The sequence below is a fragment of the Alteromonas sp. ABV4_515 genome (assembly GCF_056160345.1).
The window spans coordinates 225,530-248,400 of sequence record NZ_JBSWWZ010000004.1 but is presented as its reverse complement, the minus strand read 5'-3'; the positions used below and the strand labels follow the sequence as shown (position 1 = coordinate 248,400).

At 49.3% G+C, this 22,871-nt stretch carries 20 protein-coding genes; 10 read left to right on the top strand and 10 right to left on the bottom strand.

Annotation, left to right across the window (positions count from 1 at the left end; genetic code table 11):
• The first annotated feature begins 105 nt into the window (after window positions 1–105).
• From ACXAGX_RS11305 to ACXAGX_RS11275, 7 genes are all read left to right on the top strand, one after another.
• On the top strand, window positions 106–1,374 hold the full coding sequence (locus ACXAGX_RS11305) for an OprO/OprP family phosphate-selective porin (RefSeq protein ID WP_474823808.1): 1,269 nt from the start codon (window positions 106–108) through the stop codon (window positions 1,372–1,374).
• Between the two features lie 64 nt (window positions 1,375–1,438).
• Window positions 1,439–2,332, top strand: a complete 894-nt coding sequence (locus tag ACXAGX_RS11300; protein ID WP_474838650.1) for a Bug family tripartite tricarboxylate transporter substrate binding protein — start codon at window positions 1,439–1,441, stop codon at window positions 2,330–2,332.
• A gap of 9 nt (window positions 2,333–2,341) precedes the next feature.
• A complete protein-coding gene (locus ACXAGX_RS11295; RefSeq protein WP_474838388.1) occupies window positions 2,342–2,815 on the top strand; it encodes a tripartite tricarboxylate transporter TctB family protein in 474 nt (157 codons plus the stop codon).
• 2 nt (window positions 2,816–2,817) lie between these two features.
• Window positions 2,818–4,335, top strand: coding sequence for a tripartite tricarboxylate transporter permease (locus tag ACXAGX_RS11290; protein WP_474823804.1), 1,518 nt, complete (start codon window positions 2,818–2,820; stop codon window positions 4,333–4,335).
• A gap of 28 nt (window positions 4,336–4,363) precedes the next feature.
• The gene (locus tag ACXAGX_RS11285; protein WP_474838386.1) at window positions 4,364–5,968 is read left to right on the top strand and encodes a sensor histidine kinase; all 1,605 of its coding nucleotides are present in this window, start codon (window positions 4,364–4,366) and stop codon (window positions 5,966–5,968) included.
• 2 nt (window positions 5,969–5,970) lie between these two features.
• Entirely contained in the window at window positions 5,971–6,648 is a 678-nt protein-coding gene (locus ACXAGX_RS11280) for a response regulator (protein WP_474823800.1), read from the top strand.
• Between the two features lie 119 nt (window positions 6,649–6,767).
• Window positions 6,768–7,859 (top strand): Gfo/Idh/MocA family protein, encoded by a 1,092-nt coding sequence (locus ACXAGX_RS11275; protein ID WP_474838384.1) that lies wholly within the window; start codon window positions 6,768–6,770, stop codon window positions 7,857–7,859.
• Here ACXAGX_RS11275 and ACXAGX_RS11270 read toward each other — a convergent pair whose 3' ends face one another.
• Complete coding sequence (locus ACXAGX_RS11270) at window positions 7,860–9,242, bottom strand: GntP family permease (protein WP_474838382.1); 1,383 nt, start codon at window positions 9,240–9,242, stop codon at window positions 7,860–7,862.
• 127 nt (window positions 9,243–9,369) lie between these two features.
• Between ACXAGX_RS11270 and ACXAGX_RS11265 the strand changes: the two genes are divergently transcribed.
• Complete coding sequence (locus ACXAGX_RS11265) at window positions 9,370–9,927, top strand: gluconokinase (RefSeq protein WP_474823794.1); 558 nt, start codon at window positions 9,370–9,372, stop codon at window positions 9,925–9,927.
• 46 nt (window positions 9,928–9,973) lie between these two features.
• Here the strand turns inward: ACXAGX_RS11265 and ACXAGX_RS11260 are convergent, their stop codons facing one another.
• From ACXAGX_RS11260 to ACXAGX_RS11250, 3 genes are all read right to left on the bottom strand, one after another.
• The gene (locus ACXAGX_RS11260; RefSeq protein ID WP_474838380.1) at window positions 9,974–10,969 is read right to left on the bottom strand and encodes a substrate-binding domain-containing protein; all 996 of its coding nucleotides are present in this window, start codon (window positions 10,967–10,969) and stop codon (window positions 9,974–9,976) included.
• 334 nt (window positions 10,970–11,303) lie between these two features.
• Window positions 11,304–11,441 (bottom strand): hypothetical protein, encoded by a 138-nt coding sequence (locus tag ACXAGX_RS11255; RefSeq protein WP_474838378.1) that lies wholly within the window; start codon window positions 11,439–11,441, stop codon window positions 11,304–11,306.
• Window positions 11,442–11,493: 52 nt separating this feature from the next.
• Window positions 11,494–13,077, bottom strand: coding sequence for a hypothetical protein (locus ACXAGX_RS11250; protein WP_474838376.1), 1,584 nt, complete (start codon window positions 13,075–13,077; stop codon window positions 11,494–11,496).
• Between the two features lie 284 nt (window positions 13,078–13,361).
• Between ACXAGX_RS11250 and ACXAGX_RS11245 the strand changes: the two genes are divergently transcribed.
• Together ACXAGX_RS11245 and ACXAGX_RS11240 are read left to right on the top strand one after the other, a co-directional pair.
• A complete protein-coding gene (locus ACXAGX_RS11245; protein WP_474823786.1) occupies window positions 13,362–14,744 on the top strand; it encodes a YcjX family protein in 1,383 nt (460 codons plus the stop codon).
• A gap of 6 nt (window positions 14,745–14,750) precedes the next feature.
• A complete protein-coding gene (locus ACXAGX_RS11240) occupies window positions 14,751–15,653 on the top strand; it encodes a DUF697 domain-containing protein (RefSeq protein WP_474823783.1) in 903 nt (300 codons plus the stop codon).
• A 118-nt stretch (window positions 15,654–15,771) separates the two neighbouring features.
• On the opposite strand, the gene ACXAGX_RS11235 is transcribed toward ACXAGX_RS11240, so the two are convergent.
• The 6 genes from ACXAGX_RS11235 to ACXAGX_RS11210 all read right to left on the bottom strand — a co-directional run bounded on the left by ACXAGX_RS11235 (window position 15,772) and on the right by ACXAGX_RS11210 (window position 22,862).
• Window positions 15,772–16,998: a threonine/serine exporter family protein gene (locus tag ACXAGX_RS11235; protein WP_474823781.1), complete on the bottom strand. Its 1,227-nt coding sequence runs from the start codon at window positions 16,996–16,998 to the stop codon at window positions 15,772–15,774.
• A gap of 101 nt (window positions 16,999–17,099) precedes the next feature.
• Window positions 17,100–17,384, bottom strand: coding sequence for a pyrimidine/purine nucleoside phosphorylase (gene ppnP / locus ACXAGX_RS11230; protein WP_474823779.1), 285 nt, complete (start codon window positions 17,382–17,384; stop codon window positions 17,100–17,102).
• 143 nt (window positions 17,385–17,527) lie between these two features.
• Window positions 17,528–18,658, bottom strand: coding sequence for a pectinesterase family protein (locus ACXAGX_RS11225; protein WP_474838374.1), 1,131 nt, complete (start codon window positions 18,656–18,658; stop codon window positions 17,528–17,530).
• Window positions 18,651–20,099 carry a glycoside hydrolase family 28 protein gene (locus tag ACXAGX_RS11220; RefSeq protein WP_474838372.1) on the bottom strand — a complete coding sequence of 483 codons (1,449 nt, stop codon included), beginning with the start codon at window positions 20,097–20,099 and terminating at the stop codon, window positions 18,651–18,653. Before ACXAGX_RS11220 ends, ACXAGX_RS11225 begins: the two co-directional genes overlap by 8 nt.
• Window positions 20,099–21,094 carry an alpha/beta hydrolase fold domain-containing protein gene (locus ACXAGX_RS11215; RefSeq protein WP_474838370.1) on the bottom strand — a complete coding sequence of 332 codons (996 nt, stop codon included), beginning with the start codon at window positions 21,092–21,094 and terminating at the stop codon, window positions 20,099–20,101. Before ACXAGX_RS11215 ends, ACXAGX_RS11220 begins: the two co-directional genes overlap by 1 nt.
• A gap of 40 nt (window positions 21,095–21,134) precedes the next feature.
• Entirely contained in the window at window positions 21,135–22,862 is a 1,728-nt protein-coding gene (locus ACXAGX_RS11210; RefSeq protein WP_474838368.1) for a glycoside hydrolase family 43 protein, read from the bottom strand.
• Between the last annotated feature and the right edge of the window lie 9 nt (window positions 22,863–22,871).

The following is a 22,871-nucleotide window of genomic DNA, read 5'->3' as shown; positions in this document are numbered from 1 at the left end:
CAAAATCACCCTTTCGATTTAATCGTTAATTACATCCATTACATGGTGTTAACTGTCGGTTAACAATATTCTTGCCGCGTTAATATCTGAGTGTGAAGCGAACAAATGAAAAAATTATCACTTGGGCTGTTATGCCTGGCAGCAGTATCACAAGCTAACGCGCAATCTGATGAAGTGTCGTCGGCAAACCAGAACACCACTTCGTTGGAAGAAAGAATTACTTCGTTGGAAAGCGAACTGGCTTCTTTAAAAGCCGACACCGAAGCTGACAACAAATGGCTGAATGTGGGTGGTCGACTACAGATCGACTTTAACGCCTTTGATGGTGCCTATAATGCCGAAAACGATGGCGCGACGGCGACCAAATTATTTCCCCGTCGTGCACGTATTTCTGTCGACGGCGAACGTGGCGACTTTGAATACAAAATGATTCTGGAGTTTGCTGATGAAACCGCAGAAATCCTGTTGTTGCGTTTCGAGTATCACGGATTCGAGAACGGCCCGACCATTAAGTTCGGTAAAATTCGTGAAGATATCTCTTTAGCGGCGTTATCGAGTTCAAAGCACCTGGCGCTGATTGAGCGTTCAAGTGTGGCGAATACCATGTCACCGTACTTCCGCTGGGGTGTGGCGGCAAGTCAGTACTTTGAAAGTACCGGTTTGCGCTATGCCTTCGGTGTGCATAAGAACGATGCGTTCAGCGCCAGTGGTAGCGATGAAGATGGTGCTATGACACTGGCTTACACCGGCCGTTTAACCTGGAACACGCCTCTGGCGGATGGTCAGCTTGTTCACCTGGGCGGCTGGGGTTCATACCGTGAATTCGGCGGTGACGAACTGGGTGCGCGATTTGCCCGCGCTGGCATTCGCGAACCTAATACCCGTTTGGTGGACTATGCCGCTGGCGGAGAACAGGTCGCGCTGGATCACTTAAGCCAATACGGCCTTGAAGCCGCATACCAGCACGACAGTCTGCTGGTGCAAAGTGAATACGCGGTGCGTGACATTGCGACGCAGGACCCAGCTTCAATTCTCGATGGTGAAAGCTACCAAGGCTACTACGTAGAAGCCAGTTATATGCTCACTGGTGAAACCAAAGAATATAAAGCTGGCGCAGGTCGCTTTAACCAGCCGAAAGGAGTCGCTGATGCGTGGGAAATCGCCGCCCGTGCATCGTCGATGGACGCCACCAGCGAGTTTCAGGGAACTAAAGCTGAAAGTTACACGCTGGGGGTGTCCTACTACATCGATACAGACACCAAGATCATGCTGAATGGTGTTCATAGCAAGGTATCCGGTCCGGGTACAGCCGCTCTGGTTGGCAATGAAACTAGCGGCAACGCGTTAACAGCGCGCTTCCATTACGATTTCTAAGGAGGATTGTGTGCGATTATTTCTGATTAGCTTATTTACACTGCTTTGCCTAAGCAACACTGCGATGGCCAAAGATCATTTTCTGATCCCAGGTGGGCCAGGCGGCGGCTGGGACACCACAGCCCGTGGTATTGGTGAAGCGTTGATGAAATCAGGCTTATCAGATAACGCCTCATTCCAGAATATGTCAGGGGGCGGTGGCGGTCGTGCTATCGCTTACTTGATTGAAATCGCTGACCGTCAGGGCGATATGTTAATGGTGAATTCAACGCCTATCGTTATTCGTGCCCTTACCGGTCAGGTGCCATACAGCTACCGCGATGTAAAGCCCATCGCCAGCATCATTGCAGACTACGGCGCGTTTATTGTGCGTGCTGATTCACCACTGAAAACCTGGGACGATGCAGTAGCAGAACTGCGTAAAAACGTGCGTTCACTCACCATCGCTGGCGGCTCTGCCCGTGGCAGTATGGACCATTTGGTTGCTGCGCTGGCGGTAAACGCGGCGGGTCTTGAAGGTTCACGCATTCGCTACATCCCTTACGATGCCGGCGGTCAGGCAAAAGCCGGTCTGCTTTCCGGTGAAGTGCAAATGCTGTCTACCGGTTTAAGTGAAGCGTTGGAAATTGCTGAAAGCGGTCAGGCCCGGATTCTGGCCATCACCGCGCCGGACACCATTCCTGCTTATCCTGAACTGCCTACGCTAAAGTCTCTTGGCTATGACACCAGTTTTGTAAACTGGCGTGGCTTATTTGCCTATCCGGATGTACCTGACGAAAAAGTGCAGGAATACATCGACTTATATAGCAAGCTGCTGAAAACCCCGGAGTGGGCAGCAGTACGCGATCGTAACGGCTGGATGGACTTATTCCGTACCACCGACGACTTTGAAGCCGATCTACAGACCCAGGAAAAGCAGCTCAGGGAGCTGATGACCGAACTCGGCTTCATTCAATAGGAGAACACCATGTTATTAAGATTCGTATTAGGGCCTTTGTTGTTCCTGATGTTCTTCACTGTTTACGGCATTTATGCGTGGCAAATTCCATTGCTGCCGTTTGAGCAGTACGAAGCGGTGGATTCGTCCACGCTGCCAAAAATTTACGCCGGACTCGGCGTTATTTTCAGTTTTCTGGGGGTTATCGCGCAGTACATTAAGTACCGCGATGAAGGCGACGACCATGCGCCGCTGGGTCTGAAAAAAGAAAATATTAAAACCATTGCGTTGGTCATCTTGTTGATGGTGATTTACAGCGCACTGCTGGAGCCGCTGGGCTTCATCGTTTCTACCTTACTGTTCCTGATTGCAGGTTTCTGGGTCATGGGTGAACGCCGGGGACGCATCCTGTTGCTCTCCTCAGTGCCTATGGTTGTCATATTCTGGCTCGTCATGACCCAACTTCTTGATATCTATCTCGCCACCGGCACTTTCTGGAGTTAATGATGTTTGATGCACTCATGGTCGGCGTAGACGCGGCCTTTCAATGGAATAACGTGATGTACGTGGTGGTGGGCTGTCTGGTGGGTACCTTCATTGGTATGCTACCGGGCTTAGGGCCTATCACTGCAATTGCCCTGATGATCCCTATCACTTACAGCATCGGCCCCAGCTCGGGTATGATCTTAATGGCCGGGGTTTACTATGGCGCCATTTTCGGTGGCTCAACCAGTTCTATTCTGATTAACGCGCCAGGTGTTGCCGGTACCGTGGCCTCGTCATTCGATGGTTATCCTATGGCCCGCAAAGGCATGGCCGGTAAGGCACTTGCCATTGCCGCCTGGTCGTCGTTTACCGGTGGTACTATCGGTGCAGTAATGCTGATGGTGGCTGCACCTACGCTGGCTGAAGTTTCACTCAGCTTTTATTCTGGCGACTACGTAATGCTGATGTTTGTGGGCTTAACCGCTATCGCCGCGTTCTCCAGTAACGGTGAATTCCTCAAAGCCATGATGATGACCATCTTTGGTTTGGCGCTGTCGACCATTGGTATCGACCCGTCTTCCGGTACCGAGCGTTTTACTTTTGGTCAGCCTGATTTACTCGATGGTTTAAGCTTCCTGCTGATTGCGATGGCCACGTTTGCACTGTCTGAAGCGCTGATGAATGTGATCAAGCCCGACAAACAGAAAGACGAAGACATGGGCAAAGGCAACCTCGGTAGCTTTAAGCTCACCAAAGGCGACGTAAAAGAAATCGCACCGTCGGTAGGACGCTCCTCTGTACTTGGCTTCCTGATTGGCGTACTGCCAGGTGCAGGCGCCACTATTGCCAGCTTCATGGCTTACGCAGCAGAGCGTAACCTGGCCCCCGCAAAGTACAAGAAAGACTTCGGTGAAGGTGCCAAGCGTGGTCTGGCTGCGCCGGAAGCGGCGAACAACGCTGCCTGTACGGGCTCATTCGTACCGCTGCTAACGTTAGGTATTCCAGGTTCTGGTACTACGGCAATCATGCTGGGTGCGCTTATCGCTTACGGCCTGCAACCTGGTCCGCTGTTGATGCAAGACAATCCGGACGTATTCTGGTCGGTTATTGTTTCCATGTACTTCGGTAACATCGTACTGCTTATTCTGAACTTGCCGCTCATTCCGTATCTGGCCAAAGTGTTGGTGTTGCCGAAGCCGTTGCTCACCATTTTCATTCTGTTCTTCAGTTTGATTGGTGTGTATCTGGTATCGTTCAATACCTTCGACTTGTTCATGATGATTGGTTTCGCCTGTATTGCCTTGTTGCTTCGCCTGTTGTCGTTCCCCATGGCACCGCTGTTGTTAGGTTTCATCTTAGGCGATATGATTGAGCGCAATTTCCGCCGTGCAATGTTGATTTCAGACGGTTCTATGAACTGGCTGTGGGAACGTCCGCTTACGCTGACCATTTTCATCATTGCTATCGTGGTGTTGTTTGTTCCACTGTTTGGCTTTATGAAAGGTCGCTTAAACAAAACAACAGCGACACCTGATTAAATAAGACAATCACAACCGAGGCCACCTGTTGAAACTGAAACTCTCTCTTAAGGGGAAACTGGAAACCTGGCTGGTGGCCTGTATCGCTTTACTGAGTATGTCAGCGTTACTGGTGCTCACACTGGTCAGCAAATATCAGGTGGCTTCGGTTATTCGTGAAAAAACGGGTCAGCAAGCATTGGCTATTGCCCGCTCTCTGGCTAGTCGACCCGACCTTACCGCCGCAGTAGAAAAAGAGTATTTTCCTCCCGCGCTACGCAAAGAACTCGCATTGCTACAGCACGGTTACGGTGCCAGCTTTGTGGTGGTAGGAAACGAAGATCAAATTCGTTTGTTTCATCCTATCGAGCAAAAAATTGGCGACACGATGATAGGTGGCGACAGCGACGAAGCATTGCAGGGCAATTACTATATTTCACAGGCTACGGGCTCGTTAGGGCCGTCTATTCGCGGTAAAGCACCAGTACGCAATGCCAGTGGTGAGATCATCGGGCTGGTGTCGGTGGGCTATCTCGATGCCTCTGTCGATATGGCTGTAGGCAAGCGCACTCTACTCATCATTGTGATTGCCGTTGCTATACTCATTCTTTCTATCGTGGCTGCCATGTGGATAGGCCGTCAGGTGCGCAGTAAACTCTTTGGCCTGCAGCCGGAAGAGATTGGCCGCTTGTATGCCGAGCAGAATGCTATTTTCAACACTGTGCGAACCGGGATTATTGCGGTGAGTACCGACGGTAAAATCCAGCGTATTAATCAACGGGCGAAAGACCTGCTTTATCCGGCCGACAGCGCCGAACCCGAGATGCTGCAAGATATCTTTTCTCAGCATGCCGAGTTTTTACTTCGAGATCCCGAGCCGAATATTACGGGGTTTGAACTGTTCGCCAATCAGCAATCGCTGGTGTTATCTCGACTGCCCATGAGAGTAGACAATCAGACCACCGGCATACTCATCACACTGCGTCCGGCCGATGAAGTAGAGCACCTCTCACGACAATTGGCCCGAGTCGAAGCTTTCGCTGAACTGCTGCGGGTACAAACCCATGATTATTCAAACAAGCTGAATACCCTGGCGGCATTACTGCAGATGGGGAATACCGACAAAGCTATGGAGTTGATTAATGCGGAAAGCCAAGGCGTGCAGGCTCAGGTTCAGCAATTACTGCAACAGGTGCATACGCCGCTGATTGCCGCGTTATTGTTTGGCAAGTACCACAAGGCAAGGGAATGTAACGTACCGTTTGAAATCAATGAAGACGTTCACCTCGACAATTACGAGAACGAACAGCTGCTGGAGTGTCTGGTTTCTATTTTCGGTAACTTGATCGATAATGCCATCGAAGCTGCTCAGCGCTCTGACAAACCCGAAAAGCAAGTAACGGTTACTTTAGAGGAAATGGGGAGCAACATTGTATTTGATGTGGAAGACAGCGGCGACGGTATTGATCCCGCCAATGCAGAGCGTATTTTTGCGCCGTCTTACAGCAGTAAAAGTGATGCCCGGCATGGCGTGGGCATGTATCTGGTAAAAACCTATCTTGAAGCCTGTAACGGTACCATTGAAATAGGTGAATCCGAACTGGGAGGTGCACGCTTTTCGGTGTACATACCCAAACCCGAAGGTCAGAGTTAGTTATGCCGTATTCCTGCGTTATCGTTGAAGATCAGCCCGAAGTTGCCCAGTTTCTGGCACAGCAGTTAATTGCCAGTGGTCGCTATACCATTATGGGAATGGCCAACGATACACGCACAGCCAAAGCGTTGCTTAGCGCCATGCAACCAGATTTGTTGCTCATGGATGTGTATCTGCCCGACGGTAACGGCTTGGATATTCTCCGTGATTTCCGCGATCAAATGCAAAAATGCGAAGTCTTTCTGCTTACTGCAGCCAAAGAAGTACAGGTACTGGAACAGGCCATGAAGCTTGGCGTCACCGATTTTCTGGTAAAACCTATTTTGCTACCTCGCCTCGAACAGGCGCTGAAAAACTTCGAGAACCGTCAGCAGCAGCTTTCCCACGCGCCAGAACTCACCCAATCGGTGGTTGATCAGTTCTTCAGTCGACAGCACAGCCATAGCGTACAGCGTTTACCCAAAGGCGTAGACGGCCTAACGCTGCAAAAAATTCAGGACGTATTTAAGTCAGATCCTAAAGCCGCTCTCAGTGCTCAGCAGGTGGGCGATAAAATTGGTGTAAGCCGTTCCACCGCCCGCCGTTATTTAGAGTACTTGTTGGAAACGGAAGATCTTATCGCTGAGCAAATTTATGGTTCAGTCGGCCGACCAGAGCGCTGTTACAGACTGAAGCCGTAGCGTTCGCTCATCACTGGCGTATCCTGAAATTATCTCTGCTGCGCCATGAACTCCAATTGTTAACAAAACGTACAACCTTCATGTAATGTACACTTTGTGAACACTAAAGGGAGTTTGCTATGTCTGCGTTAACCCGTCGTCGCTTTATCCAGTTGACCGGTTCCGGTTTACTTATCGCCAGCTCACCCACTGTGTTTGCCCGCTCGCCCGGCAAGAAAATTGGCGTTGCGTTACTTGGGCTAGGCAATTACAGCGGTACTCAGCTTGCCCCTTCCCTGCAGATGACCGAACACTGCGAACTGCGCGGTATCATCACCGGTACCGAAAGCAAAATCCCGCAGTGGCAGCAAAAGTACGGCATCAAAGACAGCAACGTATATACCTACGACACCATGGATGCTATCGCCAACAACGATGACATTGATGTGATTTACGTGGTCACGCCCCCGAGTACGCACAAAGATTTTGCTGTGAAAGCGGCGAATACCGGTAAACACGTGTGGTGCGAAAAGCCCATGGCCATGGATGAAGCTGAATGCCAGGCAATTATTGATGCCTGCAGCAAGAATAACGTGAAACTGGCGATTGGTTACCGCATGCAGCACGAACCTAATACCGGCCGCTTCCAGGATTATTTAACGTTGAAGCCTTACGGCAATATACAGAGCATAGAAAGCTTTTCCGGTTACGCCGGGCAGGGGCGCGAGGCAGACAACTGGCGCATGAAAAAAGCCATGGGCGGCGGGGCGCTTTACGACATGGGCGTGTATGCCATTAACGGCGCCCGGTTTCTAACTGGCAGAGAACCACTTTCTGTTACGGCCTACCATCCAGAGAAAATGTATCCCGAGCGATTTACCGAAGTGGACGAAACCACCATGTTCACCATGGATTTTGGTAATGGCCTGAAAGCCGATTGCGGTACCAGCGTGGTGAAAGGTTTTAATCACTTCAAAGCGAACTGCGAGAATGGCTGGTATCAGCTTAAACCCATGCAGAGCTATAGCGGCGTAACCGGAACCACCAGTGATGGCAAAACCTTCCCGCCTATCGATGGCAAGCAGCAAACACTGCAGATGGATAATGATGCATTGGCCATTCTCCAGAACCGGTCAGTCGCGGTACCCGGAGAAGAAGGCTTGAAAGATATCCGCATTGTGAATGCGATTTTTGAGGCCGCTCTCACCGGGAAAGCAGTCTCATTAGGTTAATCAAAACACCATACTCAGCAACCCGGCGAAGATAAACGCGATGGTGCCCAGTAAAGTTTCCATTACTGTCCAGGTTTTGAGGGTGGTTGTCTCGTCCATATCCAGCAAACGGGAAACCAGCCAGAAGCCAGAGTCGTTAAAGTGTGAGAGTACCGTTGCACCACCAGCGATGGCGATGACGATAAAGCAGTAATCTGCCTCTGAGAGGCCTGGCGTTGCTGCTACTATCGGGGCCATTAGCGCCGCAGTGGTGGTGAGTGCCACCGTGGCAGAACCTTGAGCTACTCGTAAACAGGTAGAAATCACAAACGCCGCGACGATTACCGGTAAGCCGGTATCCTGAAGCAGGTCTGCCAGCGCCTCACCAATGCCGCTGCTGCGCAGTACACCACCGAACATGCCGCCGGCACCGGTAACCAGAATCACGCTGCAAATGGGCGCCAGCGAATCACCGCACAGCTTTTCCACGTTTTCCTTGCCCAGACTTTTTGTGAATAGCGCCAAACACAACAAAAGGGTGATAAGCAGCGCAATCGGTGTCTTACCCAGCGTGCGCAGAATGTGAACCCAGGTCTGGTCACCATTAATCACACCGGATACCTGCAGAGTGTTTAAACCGGTATCCATGAATATCAGCAGAACCGGGGTCAGCAGCACCAGCAGTACTGTGGCGAAAGAGGGTGGAGTTCTCTGAAACGAGTCACCTGCCTGAGAATTAATATTCTTAAACATCTCTGGCAGCGGCAGCACGGTTTTTTCACCCGCATACAATGCAAATAGATAAGCGCCGAGATACCAGGTAGGAATAGCTATCACCAAGCCAATAAACAGCAGTAAACCAATGTTCGCGCCCAGTAAATCAGCTGCGGCTACCGGGCCGGGGTGAGGTGGTACAAAGGCGTGCATCACGGCAAACGCACCGGCTGCCGGAAAGGCATATTTAATGGTAGAGCCGCCGAACCGTGCAGCAACACTCAGCAGAATGGGAAACATCACAATGAGTCCGGCATCAAAGAAAATCGGAAAGCCAAACAGTAAAGACGCAACACCAATGGCAAAGGGCGCGCGTTTCTTCCCAAAACGGTTTATCAGGCCGTCGGCTAACACTTGGGCGCCACCTGTGACTTCCAGTAACTTACCTATCATGCAGCCCAAGCCAACCAGCAATGCCACCGACGCCAGTGTGCCGCCAAAGCCACCAATCATTACCGGCACAATGTCCTCACTCGCAATACCCGCTATAGCTGCAGTAAGTACACTTACCAGGATAAGTGCTACGAACGCATGTACACGCAGGCGGATAATTAAAATGACGAGCAATATCACCGCACCTAAACCAGTGAGCAGTAGGTGAGTCGGGTTTGAAACCATAGTTGCATCCATCGTGAACTCTCTTTTATGTAATTCGTTATTCACAACTCTTTAAGTTACCGGTAACATGTTACCTGTTCACCGCCAAAGGTAAACAAATTTTTAACACCGAAATGTCAATTGCGGAGCAAAAGTCGGTATGAGCGAATCGAGCAAAACACTGAAATCATCCGGGTTTTCCATTGTAGTGATGGGCGTGAGCGGCTCAGGTAAAAGTACAGTGGGCGAAATGTTGGCATCAGCGTTATCTGCGACTTTCATTGATGGTGACGATTTGCACCCTAGAGCCAATGTGCAGAAAATGGCGAAAGGCGAGCCTCTCAACGATGACGACCGTGCTCCTTGGTTAACGCGTATCAACGATGCGGTGTACAACTTAGAGCAACGTAGCCGCAAAGGTGTCATTGTATGTTCGGCGCTGAAAAAGCGCTATCGAGACAAAATTCGTGAAGATAACCAAAACTTACTGTTTGTATTTTTAGACGGTCCTAAACACGTGATCCTCGACCGCATGGCTACCAGAGCGGGGCATTTCATGAAACCTGACATGCTTGATAGCCAATTTGCTGCGCTTGAACGGCCTGGTATCAACGAGCACGACGTTCTCACTGTAACCATCGATACCGCGCCCGATGCGATTGTAGAGCGGGTGATCGGTTTGCTCCGTGAACGAGGCGTAAGCGTAGCTAACTCCTAAGTGGCATTGGAATTTGTGAAAGTGTCGAAGTGAGTACTTACTTTTACTAAAGTGTTCTTCCAGGCGTAAGGCTGTGAGGTAGCGTAATCACCGTTTCCTTTGGCGTTTCCCCTTGTAACACCGTCATGATGAGTGATGCTGCCTGCTCGCCCATCTTGTCACGGGGCGTGATCACACTGGTAAGTGGCGGTGTCATTGCGGCACCAATATTCAGTGCGTTGTAGCCGACTACCGCCAAATCGTCTGGAATACGGAGTTTGTTTTGCTGGCAATACAGCATTACGCCTATAGCTACGTCGTCGTTGGTGCAGAATACGGCATCCGTTTTCGGATAGTTAGCCAGCGCACGGGCGAGTAATTCTGAGCCCAAGGTAAAGCTCGAATGTTCAGAGGTAGATACCGTCACTGGCGTTTTGCCCGCTTCCACCATGGCCTTTTCATAACCGCGCTGACGCAGCATGGTGCGGGTATCCATCCGTGCAGCCAGGTAAACCGGGTGTTGTTTACCGCTGGCTAGTATTCTGTTCACCACATCATAACCGGCCTGCTCGTGGTCGAGGCCTACCGCCATATCCACCGGAGATGATGGTACTTCCATGGTTTCTACCACAGGAATCGCAGCCTGCTTCAGCATTTGTAGCGTACGGGCAGTGTGACCGCTTTCGGTAAGAATAAGCCCGTCTACCTGATACGACAGCATCATGTCTATCTTATCTTGCTCTACTTCAGCGCTGTAGCCAGTGTGAGCAATCAGCGTATCGTAACCGTGCTGGGCAGTTGTGGTTTCTACTCCTTGCACTAAATCGGCAAATACCTGGTTCGACAGCGAGGGAATAATAATCCCTAAAGTTTTACTGGAGGATTTCGACAGAATGGCCGGAACACGGTTACGAATGTAGCCTGATGTTTCAAGCGCTGCCGCGATTTTCTCGCCCGTTGCCGTCGCCACCGAATCAGGCGCGCGCAGATAACGGCTTACCGTCATTTTGGTAACGCCAACAATGTCGGCAATATCCTGCAATGTGGGGCGTCTGGCAGGCATAAAATTCTCAATCAGGCTTATATTATGAGGGTAATGTTACATGTAACATTGAATGGATGAAATGATACTTGGGGAGGAAATATATTTCTATTTGGAAAAGAAATTGAATCGTGCTTTGACAAAGTTATATATGAATAAAAGTACTGGCGAAGCTATTCGAACTCTCGAATGTATTCAAATACTAAAAATTCTCACGTTTCTGTGTTGTAGGTTGCCCCTTGTCATCCATAAAATTCTCAAGAGTTTGAGCATCAAACCAGTCAAACCAATCACACCAGGCATATTCTCCCTAAACAATATTTCGTCTCTAAAATGCAGACATACCGGGCTTAGACTACTCTGAGTACTGTTTATTCAGCTCTGAAAAATCGATTTTTTGGGCTGCTTCAGCAATGTCTTGCCGAAAATCATCAAGCAGTGCACGACGTTCTACATCTTCGTGCATGTCGAGCGCGTCTAGTAATGATTCCATGATTAATCTCCTGAGAAAGTTTGAAAATAGTACAACAAATTTCTGGAAAGCGCTACGGTGATTGAATTTTGCGCATACTCTTGCTAAGTGGTTTCAGCGCATCGCCTCGTAAATGAACCATCGAATTATAAGCTCTTAGTAAGGTAGCTCCTTGTCTTGTTAACGGGCGCACAAGTTGCACGAATAACTTAAAATGTTCATCGTTACTTCTGAACATACCGGGTTTGTCACAGTAAATATTAAGTACACCCCGCAATGTCTCTGTAGGATGATTATCTGTGTAGTGATTCGACATTATTGGCAAAGACACAATAGACCGGGTTTTTGAAACGTTGGTAAAGTACTTGAGCCCTTCCTTTTGCAAAGTGCCGGGTAGGTAAGTTGCGCTTTTTATAGCCTGATGCGTGTCAGGTATAAACTGCTGTATCTGCGTACCTGCTGCCATTGGAGCGCCAATCATATTGCAATCTATTTTTGAATTATCGTCATTCATGTAAAACGCCGGCAGCAAGAAATTTTTTGTATCTGTATCTAAACTATCAACGGAATTTACTTTAAAATCAGTGTTCGCAGGAACAGTTACATTCAGTTGTTTACTGTTGACAAGATATGTCGAGGGCTTCGGAACTGGCCCGGAAAATCTGGGTGTTTTCTCAATATCGTTCTTTAAAGCTGCAATCAGCATGTCTTTTTCATTTGGCGAAACCATATAAAGAATATTGGCGCGATACGAAACATTATGGTCGGCTATATTAAAATTTCTTGCCAGGCCACCTACTCCAATCGCAAGTGTTCTCAGTGCGTCTTCAAGTTCCTTGCGTATGTCGCCAAATTCTTTTTCGATTTCATCTAAAGCGTTTTGATCTAGTTCCTCTAAAGAAGCGAGTTTCTTGAATTCAGTGACTTTGGCACCAGCTTGCTTTTCGAGTTTTGTTGCCAGGGGAAGAATGTGCTCATAACATTTATCCAGATCATCAGCGAATTTGGGATGTACAAACGATTGCAACGCGTCTAATAATCTGTCTTGTTTTTTCTCTATGGTTGCCGCGCTACCACGCTCCCTCAGCCGGTAGGCAAATGCATGTGAAACCAGAGCGGTAAACAAGCTGAATGTTATAGCGGTTCCAACTAATGTTTCAAATGAGATTGCTACAGGGGGCCGTGCTTCCTGTTCAATGTTACCAGAATCATTTTCAGTATTAGCGGCAAGGGTTGGTGAGCTATCTGTTCTGCTGTTAGCCGCAATGTGGCGTAATTCATTTAAGGCAGTAAGTTCTTCATGAAAAGAAGTAGCTTGAATAGATGTGATAAGGCCAATCATAGTTAACAGGCCTACGGATAATTGCAGGGTTAGTGCGTCTGCAAGAGCACTGGTGAGTCTCGAGTTGTGCTTAATAGCGGACATAGTAAGCCTGGCAGCAAATAACAGACATACTTGAGCAAATATGAAAATAAAGAAGTCTTCAGCACCGGTAAAGCCATTCTGGTATCTCAGCGCCAATTGGAAGAGGCTGAAATAAAATGCTGACACTAGAAGAATACCAAGCACTGAAATCATTAGGCCAATGAAAATCGGTGAACGGGCCCGCTGCCATTTATGCCTCAATGCGTTTCTGATACTTGTATTGCTTTCCATTGCAAAATTCCATCCTTAAAAACCATGAGTATTCTAAATATCAAACAGTTATACAATTGAGTAACACAATTACCGTCAATGCTCTTGTACGCAGTAATGGTGACGCTAGCCAGCTCATTAGAGTTTGATTAGAGGTTAATAATAGTGAGCTGAACCGTGGTTAACTAAAACTGACTGAAAGTGCAGTTCGGATTTGTATCCAAATGTGACAATCGCTTTTAAATTCACCTGCTATCCCCATATCATGGTAAGACACCGTGAGTACACAACCGATACAGGTATGAATGAAGAGTTTTCTTAAGAATGTGTTGTCACCCTTAGAGCCGTTGCTTGAGAGCATGAACTCGGCGGGGGACTGGTTTACCCGCGAGCATCATCGCTTCACTATCACCGGCCTGAGCCGCAGTGGTAAATCTATGCTGTTTACCAGCCTGATGACTATTCTTAAGTATCGCAGTGAACAGCAGTACCAGTGTCTGCCGCTACTCAAGTACCTGCCCATGGAATTGGTCGACAGCATGTGGCTGGAACCTATCGACAATTTCCCTTTGTTTCCCATCGACGAGCACACCGCCTCCCTTGAAGCAGGTAATTGGCCAAGTCCCACAGAAAATGTGTACGGGTTCAAAATGGTGGTGCGTTTAAAGCAAACTCATCAACTGAAGCGCTATTTGTTCCCACACACTCACGTGGTGTTCGAGTTTATTGATTATCCCGGCGAGTGGATCACAGATTTGCCCATGCTAGGGCGCGAGTATGCCCAGTGGTCCGATTCGGCGCTGGCACAGCAGATGACCGATCCACAGCGATTCTACGCCAAAGCGTGGCATGCATTGCTGGAAAGTGTGGATTTTGATGCCGAGCCAACGCCCGAAGCCATGCAGACCCTTACTGAGGGTTACAGAGAATATCTTCTCAACGCGAAGAAAGCGGGTATTGCGATGTTGCAGCCCGGTAGCTTTTTGCTCGACGGCAGTGGATTTAATTGGGGGGAAAGTGGCTTTACACCCTTACCGGCCAAAATTACCAGCGATATTACCCACCCCTGGACGAAAGCTTTTACCCGAAACTTCACTCTGTTCCAGAAAGAATGGTTACAGCCACTGCGCAAAAGCACCTTTCGCGAGGCCGACCGGCAAATCATTCTTATCGATTTGTTCGAGGGTTTAAATCATAGCAAGCAACATTTGGCGCAACTGAAAGAAACGTTGAGTCATTTGGCAGATGTGTTTGTATATGGCGAACCTGACTGGTTCAGCAAACACGTGCTGCGTAAGAATGAAATTGGTCGGGTGGCTTTTGTGGCAACAAAAACCGATTTAGTACCGGAATCTGAAAAGCAGCATTTACTGAGTTTGTTGAAAGATGTCTCTGGCGGCGCCACGGCAAAACTCGCTCGGGATGGTGTGGATTTTGAACATTTTTTAGTGTCAGCCATGCAGGTTACCGACGAAGGCAGTAAGCCTGCGTCGCTGCGTTATACCAACGAACATAAGCAGTATGTGGAAGTGCAGTTCGAGCCGGTACCTGATGCCATTAAAGGCATGTCGGCAGATGAACATTATCCTGCACTTAAGCCACCCGTTCCAGCTGACTATTTGCCACGCATGCTAAATGGCCGTGGACTGGATAAGTTACTGCAATTTCTTTTACATAGAAATGGGTAAAGCACCATGAGTGATACCGATTATGAAGCGCCGCAATACCGTTCGCGAATTATAGAAACGCCGCTGGAGCAGTCTGCTCCCAGTCAGAATATGCCAGCAAAGCTGGACACCACAGAGTGGGATGTCGACGGACAGCGTGGCCTTTCGTTAAAAGTGATCACTGCCATTTTAGGTGGCCTCACGTTCGTGGGTTTTATGGTGTTCGATGCCATTCAATCTATCGCGACAAATTTTGCCGATCATCCTATTAGCTCCGTCGCTTTAGGATCGCTACTCGGTGCGTTTGTGCTGGCTCTGCTTGCGCTTATCGCTGGAGAGTGGCGCGGTTTTAGAGCCGTGGAAGCCTACATTGACGTGCCACTGGATTTACCCACGCTAAAACAGGTCGATGACAAACCTGCGGTGTTAAAGACTATCCATTCTCATGCGAGCAGATTCGGTAAAGACAGCTTCGCCGCCCGAAGCTACAAACAGTTCCAGCAAGCACTGCACGCTGAGATGAATGCCGCCGATGTGGTGGGGTTGTATGAAAGCATGGTGGCGGTGCCGGTAACAAAAAAGGCAGAAGAGATCTTACGAAAAGAGTCCGTTACCAGTGGCAGTCTGGCATTTATCAGCCCAAACCACCTTATTCAGACGCTGGCCATTTCGTGGATAAGCTTTCGTACCATCCGCCGCATTGCCCGAGTGTTCGGGTTACGCCCCGGCACGGCAGGCAGTTGGCGCTTATTCAAAGTACTTGCACAAAATCTGGCAGCACAAAGTCTGTTTGATATTGCCACCGACGAACTGGCTAACCAAATTGGCGGTTCGCTGGCGGCAAGGGTCGCGGAGAATTCTGCTGAAGCGGTAGCAGCCGGTGCGTTGAATGTACGTTTAGGACGCACATTGATTAAGTTACTGCGTTAGCATTTTCGCGTGCGCTAGCAACAGTCCCTCAGGTCTGATTGGCTCATCTTTCAGACCTTTACCCGTGTCAGCTCGATTTGAGTTTGTACACGGGTTTTTTATTTGAAAATTACTTCGTTCACAATGCTTTTTTCGTCGGCGCGACAACATTCGCAAATATCAAACCTGCAATCAGCGACATAAAAATCAAAAACACTTCCTGACCCACATGCTCTGCTGCCACAAAATCCTGCCCCGAAATAAAGGAATTCAATCCGATATAGGTTTTAGAGCCCGGTACCAGCACGATTAAGCCGTGCATACCAACGATCGTGTGAGGCTGACGCGCGATGCGGGTAAAAAGGTTAGCGAATACACCCAGCGCGAATGCACCCACGAAGGTATTCATGCCTGCACCCATAAAATCGGCACTCCATACTGACGCACCGTAAGCGATGAAAGCGGCGGCGACTCCCCACGGAATATGTTTTGGTCGTGTACGGAAAATAGCAACGAGGGAAAGGCTTAGCAGGAATACCGCAAGCCAGGTTCCCCATTCTGGTAATGACTCTGCTGGCACATAGATGTTTTCACCAAACAGAGAAAATCCAACAGTAACCCCAAGGAAGGCGCCGAAATACAGCTTAAACAATTGCATTAGTGCATCCATCACCCTGGCAGTACCCGATACCATGTTTCTGGAAGCGAGTTCAGATAAGCCCATCGTAAGTGCAAGACCAGGCACCAGTACGATTACCGATGAGAGCACGATGAGTGGAATATTAATGCCAGGGTCGATATAGCGCCCAATCGCGCTGGCCGCAATACCCGCCATAAAGCTGGTCATGGGCTCCAGCATCATGTTCACTCGTTTTGAACGCAGTGCCCACAAATACCAAACATAAGACAGTAACCCTAAAAGACCGGACCAGCCAATTTCCGGCCAGCTCGCACCCATTAGCATGGCAAAAGCGCCGGTAGACAGTGTAAAGGAACAGCCTGTTATCCACTTCCCGTAGGGCGAGGGCATGGCATCTATTTCAGACAATAGCCGATCAGCTTCTGTTAAAGAAACATCGCCTGCCAACAGTTCACTGGCAAGCCCATCTACATGAGAGAGTGAATTTAGATCAAGCTCGCCAGGCTGTAGGCGTGCCGCGTGAGTATATTCATCCTCGTGGCCATCAGACCAGATTACAAAGGTGAGTGACGTAGGGGTGGCAATAATGGATGCGCGTACACCGAGATAGGAAGCGACCTCCAGAAGATAAGCTTCAAGACGAAATGAAGGGGTTCCGTACTTGTGCAACATTTTTCCAAGACGGACGATAAATCGACGTTTCTGGATGAATTCGGCAGTGTGCAAAAGAATATTCCATGCGTTAAAAATAAAGCCTACTAAATTGTAGGCTACAGCATAGAAATCATAACTGCGTATCAACGAGATTGATACGCCCTGATAAAAAATCAGCTATAAAAACAAAGATAAGCTGTTGTCACACTCACCTTCACATCAAAAGATTCGTTCGCTGCAACATTGAATTCGGTGCCGGTTTTGAAAGACTGAAATTCGTCTGAACCAGGAAGTTTAACTACCAGCTCACCTTCAACCACTTTCATCAGCTCGTCTTTTGACGTACTAAATACGTACTCACCTGGCAGCATTACGCCAGAGGTACACGGGCCGTTTGCTGATTCGAAAGCGATGGATTTAACGTTATCGTCGAAGTAGCTGTTTACACTTAATGACATGTGAGTTCCTTGTAGTTCTATAAATCGTTAAGGGTCACAGTGTGCCTGAGTGCATCCTCTACATCTACCCAATAGCGACTTAAGTCGCTATCGAATTCTGCTTAATCAGATTTAAACGATATAAGGCGAATGAAAAACGCCGATTAATCATTCGTACCGGTAAGTTGTGGCGTCCATCCATTCAGGATGTTGAACATAGAATGCAATTCTGCCTTGTCTGACGTGAGTTGCGGGCGTTTGTCATTGGTGAATGCACCTTCACCGCTGCTGTTGAACTCGGCAAAGCGCGCTTCAGTGTACGGGCTGAATTCTTTTCTACCGCCCTCTTTAGTCGAGCCGCCCATGGTGGCCCAGCCGTCCTGGGTGATGTGTGCGTCCATCCAAGTGTCGATAAACACGGCTTTACCTTTAGCAAACGGGTTTGCATAGCGTCCATCGGCAAACGTGGTGGTTGGATGCCAGGGACGACCTAAAGGCACAGAATTATCTGGTACGCCTTCTTCACGCAGCAGTTTGCAGTTTACAAAGGTTAATCCGAAGGTGTCTGAAATTAACGTGCTGGGGGCGGTAACGAAGCCTGTGATGTCCATGTCTTTGCCGCGAGGACGGGAATAAATATCAACACTATCGAAATACGCATTCCCGTTCCCAAAAATGAAGTCTACATTGCCGCGAATCTCGCCACCTTTGATATAGCTGCGTCCACCCTGTACGTAAAGCGTATCCTGATACCCGAGCAACGCGACATCTTCTACCACGGTTTGATCAGTATATTCGCCAATTCGCAGTGCCACGGCTTGCATGCCGCTTACTCTGGCAGGATCGTCTTTGGCTTTCGCGTCTTGATCGAGAAAATCAAAACTGTTTTCAATGGTGAGATGGGCGATGTGTACCCGTGGGCGGTTTATTTCCACCGTTGCGCTACGGAAGGTGCCCCAGGTCTCTTCGCTGTCGCGGGAAACGGCTTTACCGGCGTAACGGTCAAATACAATTTTCGTGTTGGCTTTACCCGCACCAATGAGGGTGATGTCAGGTTTGTCTATTACCACCCGTTCGTAATATTCACCCGGTGTAATGGCAATGGTCCAGCCACCTGTTTCCGGGGCGGCGTCTACCGCCGCCTGAATAGAAGAAAAATGTGTGTCGTCAATGGCAGTGTTAGCGACGATGGCATTAGCCTCGACATTTTCTGGTAGAAAATGGGTGGACTTCTGCTCACTGCATCCGGCTACAGCCAGTAATAGCACCATTAACAAACTACACATTTTAGACATCGGGTAACTCCACGGTCTTGCCGTTAACTCTAATATTCTGTTGAGAGATATTGTCTATATTCTCAATTACAGATTTTTTATCAACCTTCTGGAAGATAAGATTTTTAAGAGATACGCCCGTGATAGGCGTATGATCATAACCGCGCAGCACAAAAGCCCGTTGAGCATGTTGTACATACAAGTTCTCGATGGTGATATCTTCCAGTTTCGGCGTGAAGTTACCCACGTCGCCTTCTTCATAGTAGAAGTTAATCACCACGGCATCTTTAACCTGCCCAACCCGGAGCTGACGATAGTTCAGGTTCTTCAGGTGCCCACCACGAATAGAGTTGGTTTTGATGCGGATAGCACGGTCGAGATCCGGGCTGCTCATTTCACAATTTTGCGCATAAAGGTTGCGCACGCCACCGGAAATCTCACTGCCAATCACCACGCCGCCGTGACCGGCCTCCATGGTGCAGTTGTTGATTAGAATGTTCTCACAGGCTTTGCCCACGCGGCGACCATCGGCGTTACGGCCTGATTTAATCGCAATGCAGTCATCGCCAGTGTCGAAGGTACAGTTTTCGATCAATACATCGGTACAAGCTTCAGGGTCGCAACCGTCTGAGTTGGGGCCGTAGCTGTGGCAGTAGATGTCACGCACGGTCACATTGGTACATAGCACCGGATTCACCAACCAGAACGGAGAATTACGAATGGTCACACCAGAAATTAATACGTTTTCACAGCGATAAGGCTGAATGAAGGGCGGACGCAGATAGTTTTCTTCGAACGTGCGCTCGCTTACAGGTACTTCATCTTCTGCCATCTGACGCAGCACATCTCGGGTGTATTTCTGGTTTGCCACTGGATGGTCGCCCCAGGTGGCATCTTTCCATTTGCCTTTCCACGGCCACCAGTTATCTACACTGCCGCCGCCTTCCAGGGTGCCTTCACCGGTAATCGCCACGTTAGTTTCTTCAAAGGCGTAAATAAGTGGAGAGTAGCCCATAAGCTCCGTGCCTTCCCAACGGGTAAACACGTAAGGCTTGTAGCGCTGCGGTTCAGGAATGAAATGCAGCACTGCGTCTTTGGCTATATGAAAATTGATGTTGGATTTAAGGTGTACCGGGCCGGTATAAAATTCACCTGCGGGTACTTCTACCGTACCGCCGCCTTTAGACGCCACGTCTTTGATTGCGCTGGCAATGGCTTGGGTTGAATCGTTGTCGCTGCCTGCTTGCGCGCCATAATCGGTAATGCGCACATGAAGGGATGGGAACGTTGGTGCAACAATACGTTTGCGGATAGCGCGCGCGTCTTCATTCCAGTCGAAATCTCCGCCAACGATGGGCTGGCTGACGGTACTGGCACAACCGCCGAGTCCGAGTATGCCTGCGCCTGCTGCGCTGCTGCCTGCAAGTTTAAGTAAAGCGCGTCGTGATGGTTGAAATCCCATTAGTTTACTCCCGAGGAATGTGTTGCATTGGTGTTCGCTATGTTACGCAAAAAATGGTCCATACGGGTTACCGTTTCGCTAAGGTAGGGCTCGAACAGCCAAAATGTATGAATGTTATTGTCGTACTGAAAATGTTCGCTGGCGATACCTGCCGCTTTGAGCTTTTGCAGTACCTCGTCTTTACCGGCAGTAAAGCGCATCTGGCCGCTACTGATGATCAGCATGGGCGGCGACTCTGCATCGATATGTTTTGCCGTAGAAGCCTCTTCCCATTTGGCTTGCGTATCTTCATACGCGCCGCCAAACCACATACCGGCCGCGGATTTGTCCTTGCGCTTATTTTCGTTGGCAAGGGCTAATGGGTGGGTGAAATCCAGTACGCCGTCAAGGTCGACGACAGCGTGTACGCGGGTGTCCGCGTCTGGAGTTTCACCCTTAAACAGTGTTGTATTGGCCGTGTTGCCAATCAGTCCGGCCATGTGGCCACCAGAGGAGCCGCCACCAATAGCAAGCTTGCTCGGGTTGAAGCCAAAGGCGGCAGCATGTGCTTTTACATAGATAATCGCATCGTTAATATCGTTGAGGCCCGCGGGATATTGGGCTTCCATTGATAGCCGATACTCCGGGGTAAATACCACATAACCACGCTGAGCCAGCAAATTGGCCATGGCGTAAAAGTGACTCTTATTACCTGAACGCCAACCACCGCCATGAATCAACATAATGGCCTGTTGATTGGCTTTGTCTGCAGCGGGCTGGAATACATCGAGATGCAGCTCCCGATCATCGGCCACTTTATAGCGGCGGTCGAACAGCACTTTCTGGCCTTCGGTGAAGATAAGTACAGGCTCAACGAGCTCTGGATGCTTATCGCGGTAGGCATAGAAACGCTGGGATACGCTGTAGCTGTCGTCTACAGGGTAGTCTTTTGCCTGCACGGCTGTTGTAAACAGCCCACTGGTGCTGAGTAAGGCCACAAGCTTAGCTGTTCGCATTATTGATTTATGGTTAAACATAACGGGGAGCATGAACCTGTTATCTCCGTCTTGGTATAAACTGAAAGTCATCTACCACTAGCGATGCCCGCTTGCTTTGGGCCTTCATTTGCACACCGGCAGACGCGTTGTTGTCGGCATCTGCAGACACACTGAACAAACCGGTTTTTGCACCGACCCACCGGCCTCGACGCGCTTTAAACTGCTCGCCAACCACGGTAAATCTTTGTTTTTCATTGGTTCGGTAGCTAAAAATGGCAGTGGCATCGTCGGTCATTATGTAACGTAATTCCAGTGACGATGCATTAACAGGGCCATAGTCGTGAACCGATTCATCACAGCCAGTGCGGGCGTTTTTACACTGTACATATACCAGGTGCGTTTCCGTTTCCTGTTTATAATTCGTCATCGGCTTCACGCCAATCCAGGCGTAATCTTCACCGAACAGCAATAAGCCACCTTCGGCCTGTAGTTCGGGGTCCTGTAGAATAAAGCTGCTTCGCACCTCATAGGTTTGTGCTGGCAGTTTCTGTAGCAATAACGACGGTGTCATCCAAAGGTTGTCGCCGGTGTCTCTGATTTTTGGTTGTGCGGTAAGGGTAAGGCGGCTGGTATAGGTATCGATGTGATACCAGTCACTTTGCGGATTCGCATTCCACTGCCACTGAATGCCCAGCTCGCCGGAGAAATCATCACTGGTGGGTTGCGGCTTTAGGTCGCCGGGCCTATCCGTAGCGGGTTTAGTGTAGCGATATACCGGTTCCCCAACGCCATCTCCGTCTGAATCGGTACCGATAACTGGCCAACCATTCTGCCACTGCATGGGTTGTAGATGCACAATGCGTCCATACGCTTTGCGAGATTGAAAATGAATAAACCAGTCTTCATTTTTATTGGTGTGCACCCAGCTTCCCTGGTGGGGGCCGTTGATCAGCGTGTTTCCCTGATCCATCACTGTGCGCACAGAATAAGGGCCGGCGATGTTGTCAGAACGGAAAACCGACTGCCAGCCAGTTTCCACACCGCCGGCCGGGGCGAAAATGTAATAGTAGCCGTTACGCTTATAGAACTTAGGGCCTTCTAGGGTGCGGTAGCCTTCAATGGCGTTACCGTCTACCACGTGGGTATAGTCTTCGCCTACCCAAGAAGTGTCTGGCGCCATTTCCCGCAGACTCAGCACGTTATTAAACCCGGCACGACTCTTAGCCCAACCGTGGAGCAAATACGCTTTGCCGTCGTCATCCCAAAGTGGAGTAGGGTCGATAAGGCCTTTACCTGCCAGAATGCGTTTGGGTTCGCTCCATTCACCGGCCGGATCGTCGGCGGTAACCACATAAATCCCAAAATCAGGGTCAGGGTAAAATATCCAGAATTTCCCATCATGAAAACGAATGTTCGGTGCCCATACACCATTCCCATGTTGAGGTTTAGCAAATACATCAAGTGGTATTTGTTTAGGCAGGGCGTAGTTGATGAGTGTCCAGTTGACTAAATCGGTAGAGTGCAGCACCGGTAAGCCCGGTGCGGCATTAAAGCTGGATGCGGTCATGTAGTAGTTTCCATCTACCGCCACCACGTCTGGATCAGAGTAGTCGATGTGCAAAATGGGGTTCTTATAGTTCCCGTTCTGCAAATCGCTGATCCACAGGCGCTCGTCGGCAGCCGAGTGGCTTTCACTGGCTACTGTTGCAGCCAGTGCTACGGAGGATGTGGCAACCCCCACGAAACTACAAAGCAATAAGGGACGCACTACATGACGTAACCGCATAGCCGCTCC